Source organism: Neisseria sp. HMSC064D07 (assembly GCF_001837185.1).
GTDB classification, from domain to species: domain Bacteria; phylum Pseudomonadota; class Gammaproteobacteria; order Burkholderiales; family Neisseriaceae; genus Neisseria; species Neisseria flavescens_C.
Genome location: NZ_KV831653.1, coordinates 47,858 through 66,203, shown reverse-complemented (window position 1 = coordinate 66,203; position 18,346 = coordinate 47,858). Strand labels below are relative to the sequence as shown.

Genomic DNA, 18,346 nt, shown 5'->3' with positions numbered 1-18,346 from the left:
AGTTCACAATAAAAGTTGCATGCCGGGTTTTGGGTGTGCGGCAACGGTATTCTTCAGCAGCTATCTGTTTACAGATTGTTTTTCAAAAAACGAGTTCGTCTGAAAGTGGTTTGTCATTTGTCAGATTGTGTCGGGCATGAATACCCAATCTACTCTATTTATAGTGGATTAAAATTGCAATGATACGGCGTTGCCAACGCCCTTATGTACTACCCGTACACGGCGGGCGTTGCCGCCTTGTCTCATTTTTATTTTAATCCACTATAATTTTTCCTTTTAAGAATTTTCCAGTCGTTCCATTCAGTTTATCTCTTGAAATTAATTTGGCTTTAAATTCAAAATTTTTACTGATTCGCACAATTAATAGTTGTTCAAAACTTCCTTTTTTCTTCACGACTACTTGGTTATGTTGTTTTAAAGGAGATATGGTTTTCACTTCAACCAGTTTTCCATTAATGAAACCATCAGAACCTTCGTGGTTAACGTCCTTATGCCTTTTTAATCCGTATTCTAATTCAGCATAAAGTTCACCTAGTTCTCCCCAAATTTGTAAATATCTTCCTGTAAGTGAATAATATTCTTTTGCATTTTCAATTAAACTATTAAATATTTGCTCTTTAAAATAAGCAGTTTCTTCGTCTTCAATTGTTTCATAACTGACTTGAACATCCGTATCCCAATCTTTAATATCATCAAATAAATTATCAATAATTTGGGTATTTCTATCATCATCTAAATAAACAGCCTCGTAAGGTGCATATCCACAAACTGCGGCTTCCATAATTTCTTCATTACTATAACCACGGTCTCGCATTTCCCATAAAAAATCATAATCACTCATGTTTATACTCCATATATTTTTGTTAATTTTCTAACAGATAGGTCGGACATTTATGTCCAATATTTTTTATAGCTCATCCATCTTCGTCGGGCATTTATGCCCGACCTACGTTTTTCAGACGACCTCCACCGCCCCCAACTCCAGCAACACCTGAAAACCGTCATTGATATACCGCGAATCGGGCATTTCTAAAAATGGAAATGCCGCCACATCGCCCAAGTTCAGCGATGCCATGCGCAGGATGACGGCGGCGAGGTTGCTGCGGACGATTTCTGGGTCGGTAAATTTGGGGCGGCTGTTGAAATCTTCTTCTGAAAACAGTCGGATACATACGCCTGCGGAGACGCGGCCGCAGCGGCCGGAGCGTTGGCGGGCGGCGGCTTGGGAGATTTTTTCGACATGAAGCTGCTCCACTTTCGCCCGTGCGAAATAGCGTTTGACGCGCGCGAGGCCGGTGTCGATGACGTATTTGATGCCCGGCACGGTGAGCGAGGTTTCGGCGACGTTGGTCGCCAGCACGATGCGGCGTTTTGCGCCTGAAGGGTGGAAGATTTTGTGCTGTTCGGCGTGAGACAGGCGTGCGAACAGGGGCAGGATTTCGTCGTTGCGGCGCAGTGTGGATTTGCGCAGGGCTTCGGCGGCTTCGCGGATTTCGCGTTCACCCGGCAGGAACACCAAAATATCGCCTTCGCCATATCGCGCCAATTCGTTGGCTGCATCGACAATTGCGTCGGTCAGCTCGACTTCTGCGTCGTCTTCGTCTTTGCTGGTCAGCGGTCGGTAGAGGATTTCGACGGGATAGGTGCGCCCGCTCACTTCTAAAACGGGCGCGCCGTTGAAGTGTTGGGAGAAGCGTTCTGCGTCTATCGTTGCCGAGGTAATGATGACTTTTAAATCGGGGCGGCGCGGCAGCAGCTGTTTCAAATAGCCCAAGAGGAAGTCGATGTTCAGGCTGCGTTCGTGCGCTTCGTCGATGATAATCGTGTCGTAGGCGGCGAGATAACGGTCGGCCTGGGTTTCTGCCAACAGAATGCCGTCGGTCATCAGCTTGACGCAGGCGTCGCGCGAGGTGTGGTCGGTAAAGCGTACTTTATAGCCGACCGCGCTGCCGATTTCGGATTTCAGCTCTTCGGCAATCCGCTCTGCCACGGAACGCGCGGCCAAACGGCGCGGCTGGGTATGCCCGATCAAACCTGCTGCCCCGCGCCCGAGTTCCAAACAAATCTTGGGCAACTGCGTGGTTTTGCCCGAGCCGGTTTCGCCGCAAATAATCGTTACCTGATTCTCGGCAATGGCTTTTTTGATTTCGTCGAGTTTTTCGTGAACGGGCAGCGTATTGTCGAATTCGGGCTTGGGCAGTTTGGACAGGCGTTGCAGATAGAGGTCGTGCGATTTTTTGTATTTTTCCTCAACCTTGTCCAAGCCGCCGTATTTATTGGGGTTTTTAAAGGCAGATCGCAGAAAATGGCGGTCTTTGGAGAGGGTTTGGGCGAAATCGGGTTGCGGCATGATGGTGCAATAATTTGAATAATGTGAAAAGAATGGAATTATAGCAAAAGGCCGTCTGAAACTTGCTTGCTTTCAAGTTTCAGACGGCCTTTGTATGGATAAACCGTTTTAGTCGACGGCGTGCCAAGGTTTTTGCATACCGGCGTGGAAACTCGGTTTTTCTCCACCCCACAAGGTGTCGATGTCGTAGAAGTCGCGCACGGCAGGGAGCATGACGTGGACAACGAGGTCGCCTGCGTCGACAAGCGTCCATTCGCCGCTGTCGCCTTCGGTACTGAGGATTTCGAAACCGGCTTCTTTCAAATCGACGGCAACGTTGTTTGCCAGTGCTTTGACTTGGCGTGTGCTGTCGCCGCTGGCGATAATCATGCGGGCGAACAGGGAGGTTTTGTCTTGGGTTTCCAAAACAGAGATGTCTTTGGCTTTAATATCTTCAAGGGCGTTTACGGCCACTTCGACCATTTTTTGCAGGTCTTGCAATTCTTGTTCGTTCATTATTTTCCTAGTTGAAATGTTTTCAGACGGCATTATAGCTTATCTGCCTGAATAAACGCTATTTTTCATAGAGTTTGTGTTGGCGGATGTATTGGGCGACCGGTTGCGGCAGACCGTCTGAATAGTGCGTTTTGGCGAGATCGGCACGGATTTGGGTGGAGCTGGTGTTGTGCAGCGGCGCGTTGAGGATGCGGACGCTGCCGTTTTGCAGGGCTTCGCCGAGCCATGCGTGCAATTCGCGCGGGGTTTTGTTGAGGTTGTCGCCTTGGCGCATGGCGATGGCGATATGGGTCTGGCGCACGAGGGTTTGCCATTTTTTCCATGTGTGCAGCTGCATCAGGCTGTCGCTGCCCATCAGCCACCACAATTGCGCGCCGGGAAACTGCTGGCGGAAGATTTGGACGGTGTCAAACGTATAAGTCGCGCCGTCGCGGACGATGTCGCAATCGCTGGCGGCGAATTTCAGCTCGTCGGCGATGGCGAGTTCGACCATATTGAGGCGCTCTTGTGCCGGCGTGCGCGTGCTGTCTTTGTGGTACGGGTCGCCTGCTGGCAGGAAGACGACAAGGTCCAAACCGATTTCGTCGGCGAAGGCGCGGGCGATGTGGAGGTGGCCGTTGTGGATGGGGTCAAACGTGCCGCCGAATAATCCGATGTTTTTCATTTCGTGGTGGTGTCTGCGTTAGATGTTTTGGCCGTCTGAAGCAGGCAGGCTGCCGTCAACAATCAGGTTGAGCTTGCCTGTGGTCGGGTGGATAACCAGGCCGTGGATGGCGATGTTGTCGGGCATCAGCGGATGTTTGCGAATCAGCTCGACGGTATGGCGTACACTGTCTTCGACGTTGTCAAAACCGGTCAGCCAGCCGTCCAAATCGATACCGGCATTGCGCAGGGTTTCGATGCGATCGTCGGGGATATTGCTGTCGTGTACGCGTTGGAGGAACTCTTCGGCGTGTAGTCCGCGCATACCGCAGTCGTGGTGGGCAATGACCATGATTTCTTTGACTTTGAGTTCAAATACGGCCACCAACAAACTGCGCATCACCGAACCCCAAGGGTGGGTCACCAGCGCGCCGGCGTTTTTGATGAGCTTGGCATCGCCGTTTTTCAAGCCCAAGGCATTGGGCAGCAATTCGATAATGCGTGCGTCCATGCAGGAAAGGATGGCCAGCTCGCGGCCGGGGTATTTGTTGGTAAAGTATTTTTCGTATTCGCCCGTTTCGACGAAATGTTGGTTATAGGCGAGGATTTCGCTCAATTCGCTCATGATGTGCTCGTTTCGGATGGTTTACTCTATTATAGCGGTTTTCGGGTAGTGCGGTTGTTTTGCAAATTCGCCGTAAACGGCTAAAATCGACGTATCTTTAGTTCTTTTGGAGGATGCGCCATGTCTCAGTCTTTCCGTTTTGAACAGGTATTCGCGTCCGATGTCCACGACGCATTGTGGGATTGGGCGCAAACAAGCTATGGCGCATCCGACGATTGGTGCATTCTGTATCTCAACGGCCTGCCTTTAGGCCGTCTGAACCCGTTATGGCGCGAACGCCTCGGGCAAGATTGGACAGGCAGGCAGTCGACCCTTTCAGACGGCCTGAATTTGGAAACCGACAGCTGGGCAGAAATGGGCGACAGTTTGCAAACGCTGGCGCAACAGTGGCGCGATTGCGGTTGGCTCAAAGGTTGGCGCGATGAAAAGTTCGACATCTGCGACCAGTCGGGCAAGCCTTTATGCGCACTCGAACGCGCCGCCTTCCGTCCGTTCGGCCTGATGAGTCAGGCAGTTCACTTAAACGGATTGGTCGAAACAGAAAACAGTCTGCGCTTTTGGATAGGCTGCCGCAGTCCGCACAAAGCCGTTGATCCGAACAAACTCGACAATCTGACCGGAGGCGGTATCAGCAGCGGCGAGAGGCCGTCTGAAGCCGTCTGTCGCGAGGGCGAAGAAGAAGCAGGCATTCCCGCTTCGTTAACCCCCCATATCCGACCGACTGCCCAAATATATAGTTTGCGCCCCGTTAACCGCGGTGTCCACAACGAAATCCTGTATATCTTCGACATCATCCTGCCCGAAGGCTTCCGTCCCGCCAACCAAGACGGCGAAGTTGCCGGTTTTGAACTGATGGACATCCCCACCCTGCTCGATGCCATGTTGTGCGGACACATGATGCACGATGCCCAGCTGGTCACGATCGAAGCCTGCCGTCGATACGGCCTGATCGACCCCAAACATCCGCTGTCCGCATGGCTCGACAGCATCCGTTGCCGACCCCATTTTTAAAGGCCGTCTGAAACCATGTTGCAACTCAAAAACATCAACAAACGCTTCGGCAGCAAAACCGTTGCCCAAGACATCAACCTAAACATCGAAGCAGGAGAAATCCTCGCCGTACTCGGCCGCTCCGGCTGCGGCAAATCCACCCTGCTCAAAACCATCGTCGGTCTGGTGCGTCCCGACAGCGGCGAAGTCTGGCTCAACGGCGACAACATCACCGACATGCCGTCTGAAAAGCGCAATATCTCGCTGATGTTTCAAGACTACGCCCTTTTGCCGCATTTAACCGCCCTCGACAACGTCGGCTTCGGCCTCAAAATGCGCCGCCTGCCCAAAGCCGAAATCGAAGAACAATCCATGCAGGCCTTGCGCGACATCGGTTTGGAACACGAAGCGCAACGCAAACCCGAAAGCCTCTCCGGCGGCGAGCAACAACGCCTCGCCCTCGCGCGCGCCCTCATCACGCGCCCGTCGCTGTTGCTCTTGGACGAAGCCTTCTCAAGCCTCGACACCCACCTGCGCCACCACCTGCGCACCCTGACCGCCGAACGCATCCGCAGTCAAAACATCCCCGCCATCCTCGTGACCCACTCCGCCGAGGAAGCCTGCACCATGGCCGACACCATCGCCATCATGCACGAAGGCCGCATCCTCCAACACAGCACGCCGGAAACCCTTATCCGCCGCCCCGTCAACGCCCAAGCCGCCCTATTGCTCGGTTTAGCCAACACCGGCGACACACGTTACATTCCCCAACACGCCATCCGATTCGACCCGAACGGCACAGCCGTCCGCATCAGCGAAGCCGTCCCCCTCGCCGAAGGTACACGCCTCACCCTCGCCCATCCGCAATACGGCGATTTGATTTGGTATCCCCACGCCGACCACGATACGGACAAACCGCAAACCGGACAGGAAATCCGCATCAGCGTGGATGAAAGTCAGATCGTTTGGTTTGATTGAATTTGATGGATTGAGAAAAAGAAAAAGGCCGTCTGAAAAAACATTCTTCAGACGGTCTTGTCTATTCAATCAAAATCAGTCTTTCAACTTCGCCAACTGATTTTGAACTTTCGCCATTTTGTCTTCCAATTCCGCCAAATCGGCTTTGTCTTTTTCCACCAAATGCGCCGGGGCTTTTTCGGTGTAGCCGGGTTTGGAGAGTTTGGCATTGAGTTTGTCCAAGGCTTTTTGCAGCTTCTCGGCTTCTTTGCTCAAACGGGCGGTTTCGGCGGCTTTGTCGATTTCGACTTTCAACATCAGGCGCGCGCCGTTGCAGACGGCGACAGGTGCGTCTTCTGCTTCGGGCAGGCTGTCCACCAGCTTGGCTTCGGTCAGTCGGGTCAGTGACGGCAGGTATTTGAGCAGGCCTTCGAGTTCTGCGCTGCCTTCGACGAAGAGCGGTGCTTTGACGTTTGGCGCGATACCCATTTCGCCGCGCAGTTTGCGCACTTCTTCCACCAAGTCTTTCAATGCGGCCATTTTGTCGAAGGCCGTCTGAACGATTTGTTCTTTATCGGCTTGCGGATAGGCGGCCAACATGATGCTGTCGGCGGTTTTGGCATTCGCCAGAGGCGCAACAACCTGCCACAGCTCTTCGGTAATAAAAGGCATGATTGGATGCAGCAGGCGCAGGATGGTTTCGAGTACGCGCACGAGGGTGCGGCGTGTGGTGCGCTGGGTTGTCGGGCAGCCGGTTTGGATTTGTACTTTTGCCAGCTCGATGTACCAGTCGCAATATTCGTTCCACACAAATTCGTACAGCGTTTGCGCGGCAAGGTCGAAGCGGTAGGTTTCAAAGGCTTCGGCAACGGCGGCTTCGGCTTGTTGCAGTTTGCCGATAATCCATTGGTCGGCGAAGGTAAACGCCAACGGCTGCATTTCGTCTTGACCGCAGTCTTTGTCTTCGGTGTTCATCAACACGAAATTGGTGGCGTTCCACAATTTATTGCAGAAATTGCGGTAGCCTTCGGCGCGTTTGAAGTCGAAATTGACGCTGCGTCCGAGGCTGGCGTAGCTCGCCATGGTGAAGCGCAACGCGTCCGCGCCCATGCTGGGGATGCCTTCAGGGAAGAGTTTTTTCGTGGCTTCTTCCACTTTCGGCGCGGTTTCGGGTTTGCGCAGGCCGGTGGTACGTTTCACCAGCAGTTTTTCCAAGTCGATGCCGTCGATCAAATCCACAGGATCGATGACGTTGCCTTCGGATTTGGACATTTTTTTACCTTCGTGGTCGCGCACGATGCCGTGGATGTACACGTCTTTAAACGGTACTTTGCCGGTAAAGTGGGTGGTCATCATAATCATGCGCGCCACCCAGAAGAAGATGATTTCGTAGCCGGTGACCAAGACGTTGGACGGCAGGAAGGCTTTGAGTTCGTCGGTTTCAGACGGCCAGCCGAGCGTGGAGAACGGCACGAGCGCGGAGGAGAACCATGTGTCCAATACGTCTTCTTCGCGGGTCAAACCGGTTTTGCCGGCTTGTTTTTCGGCTTCCGCCTGATTGCGGGCAACGTAAACATTGCCTTCGTTGTCGTACCATGCAGGGATTTGATGACCCCACCACAGTTGGCGTGAGATACACCAGTCTTGGATGTTGTTCATCCATTGGTTGTAGGTGTTGACCCAGTTTTCAGGGATAAAGCGCACCGCGCCGCTGTCGACGGCTTTTTTGGCTTTGTCGGCGAGGCTCAATCCTTTGAATTCGCTGTCAGGCTCGCCGCCGTTTGGCGTGGCGGACATGGCGACAAACCATTGGCTGGTCAGCATCGGCTCAATCACGGAACCTGTGCGGTCGCCTTTCGGTGTCATCAGCGTGTGCGGTTTAATTTCGACCAAGAAGCCTTGTTCCTGCAAATCGACAACCATTTGTTTGCGCGCGGCAAAGCGGTCCAAGCTCGCATATTTTTCAGGCAGGGCAAAGCCTGGTTGCGCTTCGCCTTTGAAGTTGAACACTTCAGCGTTTGCCAGCACTTTGGCTTCCAAGTCGAACACATTAATCAGGCGCGTGTCGTGGCGTTTGCCGACTTCGTAGTCGTTGAAGTCGTGCGCAGGCGTAATTTTCACGCAACCGGTACCGAAGTCTTTTTCAACGTATTCGTCGGCAATCACGGGAATGGTACGGCCGGTCAGCGGCAGGATTAATTCTTTGCCGATCAAATGGGTATAACGTTCGTCTTCAGGATTGACGGCAACGGCCACGTCGCCCAGCAACGTTTCGGGACGGGTGGTCGCCACGATAACTGCTTCGGCAGGATTGTCCGCCAGCGGATAGCGGATGTGCCACATAGAGCCTTGTTCTTCCACGCTTTCCACTTCCAAATCAGATACTGCCGTACCCAAAACCGGATCCCAGTTCACCAAGCGTTTGCCGCGGTAAATCAAGCCTTGTTCATACAGACGCACAAACACTTCGGTTACGGTTTCGGCGCGCACGTCGTCCATCGTGAAATACTCACGCGTCCAGTCGGCAGAGCAGCCCACGCGGCGCATTTGTTGGGTAATCGTACCGCCGGAAACTTCTTTCCATTCCCACACTTTTTCCAAGAATTTCTCGCGGCCCAAGTCATGACGGGACACGTTTTGCGCGGCAAGTTGACGCTCGACCACGATTTGCGTGGCAATGCCCGCGTGGTCGGTGCCCGGAATCCAGGCGGTGTTGCAGCCTTTCATGCGGTAGTAGCGGGTCAGGCCGTCCATGATGGTTTGGTTGAAGGCATGGCCCATGTGCAGCGTACCGGTTACGTTGGGCGGCGGCAGTTGGATGGAGAAAGACGGTTTCGTCAAATCCATATCAGGTTGGAAATAGCCCTGCTTTTCCCAGTTTTGATAATGTTTGGATTCGATTTCGGCTGGATTGTATTTGTCTAACATGATGGAACTTTGTGAAATTAAGGTTATTTTTGATGTGCGGATTATAACGCAAAAAGGCCGTCTGAATCATTTCAGACGGCCTTTGGCATACGGGTTTTAAAAATGGAACAATACCAGGCTGACGGCAATCACCGCCATGCCCGTTGTCAGGCCGTAAACGGTTTCATGGCCGTCTGAATAGCGTTTGGCGGCCGGCAGCAGCTCGTCTAACGCCAAAAACACCATCACACCAGCTATCACGCCGAACACCCAACCGAACACGGCAGGCGATAAAAACGGCTGCAAAACCAAATAGCCCAAAGCCGCCCCCAAAGGCTCGGCCAAGCCGGATAGCAGACACGCCCATACCGTTTTCTTACGGCTTCGGGTGGCAAAATAAACCGGCGCGGCGATTGAAATACCCTCCGGAATATTATGGATGGCAATCGCCAAGGCCAAAGGCATCCCGACCGCCGGATTTTCCAAGGTGGCAAAAAACGTCGCCAAGCCTTCGGGGAAATTGTGCGCCGTAATCGCAAACGCCGCCATCATGCCGACTCGCGCAATATGGCGGCGTTTGCTTTCTTGAAAAGACGGGTCTTGCGCATCTAAGGTTTCATGCGGGTTCGGCACCAGGCGGTCGATCAGCGCGATGCCGCCCATCCCGGCCAAAAATGCCATGGTCGCCGCCGCAAACGCGTGGTCTTTATCATAAATTTCAGCGAACGCCTCACTGGATTTACTGAAAATTTCCGTCAGGGAAACATACACCATCGCACCGCCGGCAAATGCCAAACCAAACGACAACACGCGCGGATTAGGCGTTTTGGAAAACATCACCAAACCGCTGCCTAATACGGTAAACAAACCGGCAGCCAACGTGATGGAAAAGGCAACGGCCAAATTGGACATCGAAAAATCGGGCATGAGAAAACCTGCGCTAAAAGCTGGGACAGGTTCAGACTAACACTTTTTAATGCGTATGATAATAGTTATTATTTATTTTATTGATTGGATACACGGATTTTGAAACAAAAGGCCGTCTGAAAAATGGTTTTCAGACGGCCTTTAAATTTGAAATGTCGCTAAACCTTATCGCTTTCCAGCTTAAGCCTGATAGCGCGACAGGCTCAAATCGTCGCTTCGGATTTCGGTGTCTTTGCCGCTCACGATATCGGCAGTTAATTTTGCCGAACCCAGCGACATGGTCCAGCCCAAAGTACCGTGGCCGGTATTTAGGAATAAGTTTTCAAAGCGGGTACGCCCGATTAACGGCGTGCTGTCGGGCGTCATCGGTCTGAGACCGCTCCAGAACAATGCTTGGTTCAAATCGCCGCCTTCTGGGAACAAATCGTTGACGACCAAAGCCAAGGTTTCGCGGCGTTTTTCGGGCAGTTTGATTTCGTAGCCCGACAATTCCGCCATGCCGCCGACGCGGATTCTGTTGTCAAAGCGCGTGATGGCGACTTTGTAGCTTTCATCTAAAACGGTGGAAACCGGTGCGCCGTCTGAGTTTGTGACCGGCAGGGTCAAGGAATAGCCTTTGACGGGATAAATCGGCAGATTGAGATCCAACTGCGCCAAAACCGTTCTGCTGAAGCAGCCGAGCGCGCAGACGAAGGCATCTGCTTCAAACCGTTCTTTTTCGGTTTCGACTGCGCTGATGCGCTGTCCGTTGTGTTCGATGCGGCGGATGGTTTGGTTGAAGTGGAACTGTACGCCCTTCTTCAGACACAATTTGTATAGGTTTTCAGTGAAGAGATGGCAGTCGCCGGTCGCGTCTGCAGGCAGGTGCAGGCCGCCGGCAATTTTGGCGGTAACGCGTGCCAGCGCAGGCTCAAACTCTGCACATTCTTCGGGTTTCAGACGGCGGTACGGCACGCCGTAGCGTTCCAAAACGGCAATGTCTTGTTCTGCCGCTTCGACTTCTTTGGCTTGGCGGAAAATCTGCAACGTCCCTTTTTTGTGCCCTTCAAAATTCATGCCGGTTTGCGCTTCAAAACGGCGGAACATTTCACGGCTGTATTCGGAAATCCTGACCATGCGCTCTTTGTTGATTTGATAGCGCGCTGCCGTGCAGTTTTGCAGCATCTGCCACAGCCATTCAATTTGATACAGGCTGCCGTCAGGGCGAAACAGCAAAGGCGGATGGCTTTTAAACAGCCATTTCAGTGCTTTGGTCGGGATACCGGGTGCAGCCCAAGGCGTGGTATAGCCGTAAGAAAGCTGGCCTGCATTGGCAAAACTGGTTTCCATCGCCACGCCCTCGGCGCGGTCGATGACCGTTACTTCATGCCCTGCCTCTGCCAGATACCACGCGGAAGATACGCCGGCAACACCAGCACCTAAAACAAGCACTTTCATTTTTCTCCTCCTCTGACTTTTTTCAAAACAAACTTAATATCCATCGGGCCGTCTGAATGTTCAGGTTCAGACGGCCTTGGACATTAATGCGGCAATTCGCCGTTTTTGATTTTTTGTTTGAAGTCACGCGTTTCATTGACGATGACTTTCGCCATCAACAAAAGCGCAATCAGGTTAGGCAATGCCATCAAGCCGTTGAATGTGTCCGAAGCCAGCCACACCAAATCAAGGCTCAACACAGTTCCCAGCATGACTGAAGAAACGTAGCCCACGCGGTATAGTCCGGCAAAGCGTTCGCCGAAGACGTAAACCGCGCATTTCTCGCCGTAATAACACCAGCCGAGAATAGTTGAATAGGCAAAGAAAATCAGGCCGATGGTAACAATCCAACCGCCGATGCCGGGCAGCATTTTTTGGAAAGTGACGGTTGTCAGCGCCGCACCGCTCAATTCAGGTTTCACAAACTCGCCGCCTGCGCCGAGCAGACCCATGACCAACACGATACCGGTAATCGAGCAGACAACGATGGTGTCCAAAAACGTACCGGTCATGGAAACCAAAGCCTGACGGACGGGGTGGTCGGTTTTGGCGGCTGCGGCGGCAATCGGTGCAGAACCCATACCTGCCTCATTGGAGAACACACCACGCGCCACGCCGTAGCGGATGACCGTACCGATGGCACCGCCGGCCACAGCTTGCGCGCTGAACGCATCGGAGAAAATCAGTTTGACGGCAGGCATCAGTGCGTCAGAATTCACGACAATAATGGAAATACCGCCCACTACATAAAACACTGCCATGGCAGGTACGATAAAGGAGGCGGCTTTGGCAATGCCCTTGATGCCGCCCAAAAGCACGATGGCCGTTAATACGGTCAAGGCCACGCCGGTGTAGGCAGGTTCGACACCGAAGCTGGTTTGCACTGCCTGCGCGACCGAGTTGGACTGCACCGAGCTGCCGATACCGAAGGAAGCGAATGTGCCGAACAGGGCAAATGCGACGGCCATCCATTTCCAGTTTTTGCCCAAGCCTTTTTCGATGTAATACATCGGGCCGCCGGACATTTCGCCTTTGGAATTGGTGACGCGGTATTTCACCGCCAACACGCCCTCGCCGTATTTGGTGGCCATACCGAAAATGGCGGTCATCCACATCCAAAATACTGCGCCCGGGCCGCCGGTTACCACCGCAGTCGCCACACCGGCGATGTTACCCGTACCGATGGTGGCGGACAACGCGGTCATCAACGCCGCGAAATGGGAAATATCGCCTTCGTGGTCTTCGCCGTCTTCATGCTTCTTTGACGGCACAAACGCCTGTTTCAGCGCATAACCCAACATGGTGAACTGCAAACCTTTCAGCAAAACGGTCAGCAAAATGCCCGTACCGACCAGCAGCATCAACATAATAGGTCCCCAGACCCAGCCGCTGATGGTTTCGAAAAAGGCTTTGAGATTGTCTAAAAACAATTGCATGGCTTTCTCCTTTGTCTGTTTTATTTTTTTATGCACTACTTTTTGTAGTGTCATGTAATTTCAGCACAGAATATTCAATAAGACAATATCTTTCTTTTTAAAAAGATTTTTGAGGTTTTACCCTAAAAAGATATCTATTTAGACCGGTCAGATTGTTTACAATCCGCTAAAAATAAAGGCTGCGGTCGAGATAAAATGCCAAATGAAAGTTAATCAACCATCAATTAAGACTGCAACAATTAAAATGACACAATCGACAAATGGCACATTATTGAAAAATACAAACACGCAAATCTTGTTTTAAAAAAGCCTCAGGCCGTCTGAAAGATGGTTTTCAGACGGCCTGATGCTTGTTAACTATATTGATTCAGGTTGATGAATGTTGCCCAAGTAACTGCGCCAACAGTCGGGCAAAGCGTTCTGTCGCGCCTTCGCTGGTGTGCAAATACAGGGCTGGCTCGATGAGTTCCAACTCATTGAGCAGGAAGGTGTCGCCGACCAATGTTCCGTCCACTCGGGCATAAACCGGCATTTGCGACAAAGCGGCCAGTACGTCTTGCGCGGCACTGATGGCAAACTCGGGCGGCTCAATACCGAACACCGACACGCCATAGGCAGAGTTGGCGCGCCATTCGCCTTGCGGCGGCTGACGGCGCACGGCATGGCTGAATATGCCGTTGAAAAACACCAGCGATGTTTCGCCTGCCGTTTCGATTTTGCGGATATAAGGTTGAACAATCATGCCTTGCGGATAATCCGCCATGTTCACGTCCAATACCTCCGCACAAACTTTGACTACACCTTTGCCGCTCTGCCCGAATGCCGGCTTGATGACCGCTTCCGTCCAGCCCTGTTGGTTCAGGATATCGGCCAATTCGGCTTTTTGCGGCGGAACGAACACGCTGGGAATCACTCGCGCGCCGCGTTCTGCCAAATCGCACAAATAAGTCTTTTCCATATTCCAAGCCATCAGCTCGGGCGGATTGATAAAACGCTGCCCTGCCCGCTCGGCTTGCTCCAGCCATTGGCGGAAGGCTTCAGGTTCGGCGGCATAATCCCATGCGCACAAAGGCAGCAAAAACGGTACGGACGGATGGTTTTGCCACGCATCAAATACGGTTTTCACGCCCATGGTTTCCAAGCATGCCGCCAATGTTTTCAGGTTGTCCGATGGTTCGGGATAGGTTTGGCAGGTAATGAGTGCCAAAACGGTTTGCTCGGTCATGGTTGCCGCCTCATTGCTAAAACCAAAATTATATAGCAAAATCAAACCAAAAGATTTTTCAGACGGCCTGATACATGAGGCTGATTCTGATAAAATGGTTTCCCCTTTTCCGTCGGAACATGCTCATGAAATCTGCCCACGTCCTTGTCTGGTTCCGCCGCAACCTCCGCCTGCACGACAATGCCGCGCTTAATGCCGCCGTTGCAAGCGGTTTGCCCATCGCCTGCGTCTGGGTCAGCCAAAGGCCGTCTGAAAACCACAATCCGCGTCAAAACCTGTTCCATTATCAAGCCGCACAAGAGCTGCATACCCGTCTGGCGGCGCACCATATTCCTTTATATGTCGTCGCTTCCGACGAAGACCTCCTCCCCTTGGCTGCTGCGCTCAATGCCCATACCGTCATCACAGACGAAGCCTACACCGAAGCCGAAATCCGCCAAGACAACCACCTCTGGCACAATCTCGACCGAGCAGGCATTGCCCTGCAACACGCCAACGACCGCGGCATTTTGGCCAAATCCCCCCTCATGGATGCCAACGGCCTGCCCTATACCGATTTTGCCGCCTATAAACAAGCATGGTTGCAGGCTTATTCAGGACAAAGGCCGTCTGAAACCGAATTGCCTGTTCAAACCGGACAAAACGTTCCACTGTTTCCAGCCCATACCGGCACGGTATTGCCTGCCTATCAACAGGGCGGCGAAACCGCAGCCTTAACGCAATGGCACGCGTTCAAACAGAATTTGGTTCACTATCCGATTACCCAAAACTTTCCGGCACGAAAAAACACCAGCCTCCTCAATGCCTACCTGTCCGCAGGCTGCATTTCCCCGCGCCTGCTGGCCGCCGAAAGCTTGGCAAACCGACATTTCGAGTGGCTGGACAAGCTTATTTTCCGCGACTACTGCTACCAGCTCGCCTACCACCGCCGCCTGCCCGAAACAACCGATGCTGCTCCGGTACGCGAATACTGGCGACACGGCCAAACCGGCGTACCCATCATCGACGCCTCCATCCGCGGCCTCGAAGCCACCGGCTACCTACATCCTGTTCTCCAGCAGCTGTGCGCCCACTATTTCTGCCACGCCCTCAACCTTGACCCCAACCAAGGCATCGCGTGGACAGCCTCCGTCCAAACCGGCACTGACCCTGCGCTCAACCAAGCCAACTGGCACCTCGCCGCACAAGACACGGCCACCGTCCGCTATGCCCACCGTTCGCACCAAATCGACCCCGACGGCAGTTACATCCGCAGTTACCTCCCCGAATTGGCGCACCTGCCGTCTACCCTCATTCACACGCCGTGGGCAGCCGCCGACGACATCGACACACACGGCTACCCCTTCCCCAAGGCCGTCTGAAACCTGCGTTCACACCAAAAAACCACACTAAATACAGCTGAAAAACGTTCAAACAAAATATTTTGGTTTCAGACGGCCAAACAGATTGAATAGCCAAGATTTACACGGTAAACTTACGTCATTAAAAAATTTTATTATTTCATTACAATGAAACCCGCATTCGACATAAAAACGTCACGTTTGGACGTCTTATCCATCCATCTGCACACCGCAGATCTAACCGAATTGGAAGAATTCCTGCGCCAACTGGCAGGCCAATCCCAAGACGAATTCGTTCCCTTCATTTTAGACGTACAAGATTTCGACCATCCCGAATCCATCGATTTGGGCGGCATGATTTCCCTGTTTGCCCGTTACGGCATGCAAATTTTAGGGCTACACCACACCAGCGACACATGGGCGGCAGCGGCAGCGCGTTACCACTTGGTCTTCAAACAAGGTAACTCCACCCAGGCAGCCGACACACAGGCAGCACCTGCTCCTCGCCAAGCACCGCAGCCGCAAGACGTACAAGCCACCGTTATCAACAATCCGACCGTATTGGTCAGCACGCCCGTGCGTACCGGCCAGCAGGTTTATGCTGAAAACGGCGACCTCATCGTTACCGGCATCGTCAGCCAAGGTGCGGAACTTATCGCCGACGGCAACATCCATATTTACGCCCCCATGCGCGGCAGAGCGTTGGCCGGTGCAAAAGGCAATACCAACGCGCGCATCTTTATTCATTCCATGCAGGCCGAATTAGTCTCCGTTGCCGGTATCTACCGCAACTTCGAGCAAGACCTGCCCGAGCATCTGCACAAAAAACCCGTACAAGTATCATTGCAAGACAACCGACTGGTTATCAGCGCAATCGACGCCGAATAAACATCAGTACTTAAAAAGGAAATATCGTGTCCAAAATCATCGTAGTAACTTCAGGTAAAGGCGGCGTAGGCAAGACCACTACCAGCGCCAGCATCGCAACCGGCCTGGCCCTGCGCGGCCACAAAACTGCCGTGATCGACTTCGACGTCGGTTTGCGCAACCTTGACCTGATTATGGGTTGCGAACGCCGCGTCGTATATGACCTCATCAACGTCATCCAAGGCGAAGCCACACTCAACCAAGCCCTGATTAAAGACAAAAACTGCGAAAACCTCTACATCCTGCCTGCATCGCAAACCCGCGATAAAGACGCGCTGACCCGCGAAGGCGTAGACAACGTGATGAAAGAGCTGGCCAGCGAAAAAATGGGCTTCGAATTCATCATCTGCGACTCCCCTGCAGGTATCGAACAAGGTGCGCTGATGGCACTCTACTTTGCCGACGAAGCCATCATTACCACCAATCCGGAAGTATCCAGCGTCCGCGACTCCGACCGCATCTTGGGCATTTTGCAAAGCAAATCCCGTAAAGCCGAACAAGGCGGCACTGTTAAAGAGCACCTGCTGATTACCCGCTACTCCCCTGAGCGCGTAGCCAAAGGCGAAATGCTGTCTGTACAAGACATCTGCGACATCTTGCGTATTCCGTTGATCGGTGTGATTCCTGAATCACAAAACGTTCTGCAAGCTTCCAACGCCGGCGAACCTGTCATCCACCAAGACAATGCCGCAGCAGCAGAAGCCTACAAAGACGTTATCGCCCGCCTCTTGGGTGAAAACCGCGAAATGCGTTTCCTCGAAGCTGAGAAGAAAAGCTTCTTAAAACGACTGTTCGGAGGTTAATACATGTCACTGCTCGATATGCTGTTCGGCAGAAAGCCGAAAACCGCCACAGTCGCGCGCGACCGCCTGCAAATCATCATCGCGCAAGAACGCGCACAAGAAGGCCAAGCTCCGGACTATCTGCCGACCCTGCGTAAAGAGTTGTTGGAAGTCCTGTCCAAATACGTCAACGTATCATTGGACGACATCCGCATCTCCCAAGAGAAACAAGACGGCTTGGACGTTCTTGAGCTGAACATCACCCTGCCGGAACAAAAAAAGGCTTAACACATGACCTTGACCGAATTGCGTTACATCGTAGCCGTCGCACAAGAACGTCACTTCGGACGTGCCGCACGACGCTGCTTTGTCAGCCAGCCCACCCTCTCCATCGCCATCAAAAAGCTGGAGGAAGAGCTGTCGGTATCCCTGTTCGACCGTAGCAGCAACGACATCATCACGACCGAAGCAGGCGAGCGTATTGTCGCCCAAGCCCGCCGGGTTCTGGAAGAAGCAGAACTCATCAAGCACCTTGCCAATGAAGAGCAAAACGAATTGGAAGGCGCATTCAAACTCGGCCTGATTTTCACCGTTGCCCCCTACCTTCTGCCCAAGCTTATTACCGCGCTGCGTGAAACCGCACCGAAAATGCCGCTGATGCTGGAAGAGAACTATACCCACATCCTGACCGAGTCGCTCAAACGCGGCGATGTCGATGCAATCGTCGTTGCCGAACCGTTCCAAGAGCCGGGCATCGTGACCGAGCCTCTGTATGACGAACCTTTCTTCGTCATTGTTCCCAAAGGCCATCACTTTGAAGAACTCGATGCCGTTACGCCTCAACTTTTGAGCGAAGAACAAGTGTTGCTGCTGTCTGAAGGCAACTGTATGCGCGACCAAGTGTTGGCTAGCTGTTCCGAATTGGCTTCCAAACAGAAAATCCAAGGTTTGACCAATACCCTGCAAGGCAGCTCCATCAACACCATCCGCCACATGGTTGCCAGCGGTTTGGCCATCAGCGTCATGCCGGCTACCGCATTGACCGAAAACGACCACATGCTTTTCAGCATTATCCCGTTTGAAGGCACTGCACCGCACCGCCGTGTCGTTTTGGCCTATCGCCGCAACTTTGTCCGTCCGAAAGCACTGACTGCCCTGCGCACTGCCATTTTGCAATCGCAACTGACCGGTGTAACATTCGTCAACGAATAAACCGTAAAACAAAAGGCCGTCTGAATATTCAGACGGCCTTTTTTATTTTTAACCG

General features: G+C 52.7%; 17 protein-coding genes. 7 read left to right on the top strand and 10 right to left on the bottom strand.

The features are described 5' to 3' along the window. Positions 1 to 253 precede the first annotated feature (253 nt). The 5 genes from HMPREF2608_RS01985 to HMPREF2608_RS01965 form a co-directional block, all read right to left on the bottom strand. A complete protein-coding gene (locus HMPREF2608_RS01985; protein WP_070825797.1) occupies positions 254 to 841 on the bottom strand; it encodes a hypothetical protein in 588 nt (195 codons plus the stop codon). A 114-nt stretch (positions 842 to 955) separates the two neighbouring features. Then, a complete protein-coding gene (gene hrpA / locus HMPREF2608_RS01980; RefSeq protein ID WP_084824533.1) occupies positions 956 to 2,350 on the bottom strand; it encodes an ATP-dependent RNA helicase HrpA in 1,395 nt (464 codons plus the stop codon). 108 nt (positions 2,351 to 2,458) lie between these two features. Next, positions 2,459 to 2,845 carry a ribosome silencing factor gene (gene rsfS, locus HMPREF2608_RS01975; protein WP_070825796.1) on the bottom strand — a complete coding sequence of 129 codons (387 nt, stop codon included), beginning with the start codon at positions 2,843 to 2,845 and terminating at the stop codon, positions 2,459 to 2,461. 58 nt (positions 2,846 to 2,903) lie between these two features. After that, entirely contained in the window at positions 2,904 to 3,509 is a 606-nt protein-coding gene (nadD, locus tag HMPREF2608_RS01970) for a nicotinate-nucleotide adenylyltransferase (RefSeq protein WP_070825795.1), read from the bottom strand. A gap of 18 nt (positions 3,510 to 3,527) precedes the next feature. Further along, entirely contained in the window at positions 3,528 to 4,112 is a 585-nt protein-coding gene (locus HMPREF2608_RS01965; protein ID WP_049322449.1) for a beta-class carbonic anhydrase, read from the bottom strand. A 120-nt stretch (positions 4,113 to 4,232) separates the two neighbouring features. Here HMPREF2608_RS01965 and HMPREF2608_RS01960 point away from each other — a divergent pair, with 120 nt between their 5' ends. Both HMPREF2608_RS01960 and HMPREF2608_RS01955 read left to right on the top strand, forming a co-directional pair. Continuing rightward, complete coding sequence (locus tag HMPREF2608_RS01960; RefSeq protein WP_070825794.1) at positions 4,233 to 5,123, top strand: NUDIX hydrolase; 891 nt, start codon at positions 4,233 to 4,235, stop codon at positions 5,121 to 5,123. 15 nt (positions 5,124 to 5,138) lie between these two features. After that, positions 5,139 to 6,080, top strand: a complete 942-nt coding sequence (locus tag HMPREF2608_RS01955) for an ABC transporter ATP-binding protein (RefSeq protein WP_070825793.1) — start codon at positions 5,139 to 5,141, stop codon at positions 6,078 to 6,080. A 75-nt stretch (positions 6,081 to 6,155) separates the two neighbouring features. Here HMPREF2608_RS01955 and HMPREF2608_RS01950 read toward each other — a convergent pair whose 3' ends face one another. From HMPREF2608_RS01950 to HMPREF2608_RS01930, 5 genes are all read right to left on the bottom strand, one after another. Continuing rightward, positions 6,156 to 8,987 (bottom strand): valine--tRNA ligase, encoded by a 2,832-nt coding sequence (locus HMPREF2608_RS01950; protein ID WP_070825792.1) that lies wholly within the window; start codon positions 8,985 to 8,987, stop codon positions 6,156 to 6,158. A gap of 96 nt (positions 8,988 to 9,083) precedes the next feature. Beyond that, entirely contained in the window at positions 9,084 to 9,893 is an 810-nt protein-coding gene (gene zupT, locus HMPREF2608_RS01945; RefSeq protein ID WP_070825791.1) for a zinc transporter ZupT, read from the bottom strand. A 180-nt stretch (positions 9,894 to 10,073) separates the two neighbouring features. After that, complete coding sequence (locus HMPREF2608_RS01940) at positions 10,074 to 11,330, bottom strand: D-amino acid dehydrogenase (protein WP_070825790.1); 1,257 nt, start codon at positions 11,328 to 11,330, stop codon at positions 10,074 to 10,076. 83 nt (positions 11,331 to 11,413) lie between these two features. Beyond that, entirely contained in the window at positions 11,414 to 12,805 is a 1,392-nt protein-coding gene (locus tag HMPREF2608_RS01935) for an alanine/glycine:cation symporter family protein (protein WP_070825789.1), read from the bottom strand. 367 nt (positions 12,806 to 13,172) lie between these two features. After that, complete coding sequence (locus tag HMPREF2608_RS01930) at positions 13,173 to 14,030, bottom strand: ATP-grasp domain-containing protein (RefSeq protein WP_070825788.1); 858 nt, start codon at positions 14,028 to 14,030, stop codon at positions 13,173 to 13,175. Between the two features lie 125 nt (positions 14,031 to 14,155). Here HMPREF2608_RS01930 and HMPREF2608_RS01925 point away from each other — a divergent pair, with 125 nt between their 5' ends. From HMPREF2608_RS01925 to HMPREF2608_RS01905, 5 genes are all read left to right on the top strand, one after another. Next, the gene (locus HMPREF2608_RS01925) at positions 14,156 to 15,391 is read left to right on the top strand and encodes an FAD-binding domain-containing protein (protein WP_070825787.1); all 1,236 of its coding nucleotides are present in this window, start codon (positions 14,156 to 14,158) and stop codon (positions 15,389 to 15,391) included. 147 nt (positions 15,392 to 15,538) lie between these two features. Next, the gene (gene minC, locus HMPREF2608_RS01920; protein WP_063076223.1) at positions 15,539 to 16,258 is read left to right on the top strand and encodes a septum site-determining protein MinC; all 720 of its coding nucleotides are present in this window, start codon (positions 15,539 to 15,541) and stop codon (positions 16,256 to 16,258) included. A gap of 26 nt (positions 16,259 to 16,284) precedes the next feature. Continuing rightward, positions 16,285 to 17,100 carry a septum site-determining protein MinD gene (minD, locus tag HMPREF2608_RS01915; protein ID WP_004520213.1) on the top strand — a complete coding sequence of 272 codons (816 nt, stop codon included), beginning with the start codon at positions 16,285 to 16,287 and terminating at the stop codon, positions 17,098 to 17,100. Between the two features lie 3 nt (positions 17,101 to 17,103). Further along, a complete protein-coding gene (gene minE, locus HMPREF2608_RS01910) occupies positions 17,104 to 17,367 on the top strand; it encodes a cell division topological specificity factor MinE (protein WP_003680625.1) in 264 nt (87 codons plus the stop codon). 3 nt (positions 17,368 to 17,370) lie between these two features. Then, the gene (locus HMPREF2608_RS01905; RefSeq protein WP_003749313.1) at positions 17,371 to 18,291 is read left to right on the top strand and encodes a hydrogen peroxide-inducible genes activator; all 921 of its coding nucleotides are present in this window, start codon (positions 17,371 to 17,373) and stop codon (positions 18,289 to 18,291) included. Positions 18,292 to 18,346: the final 55 nt, after the last annotated feature.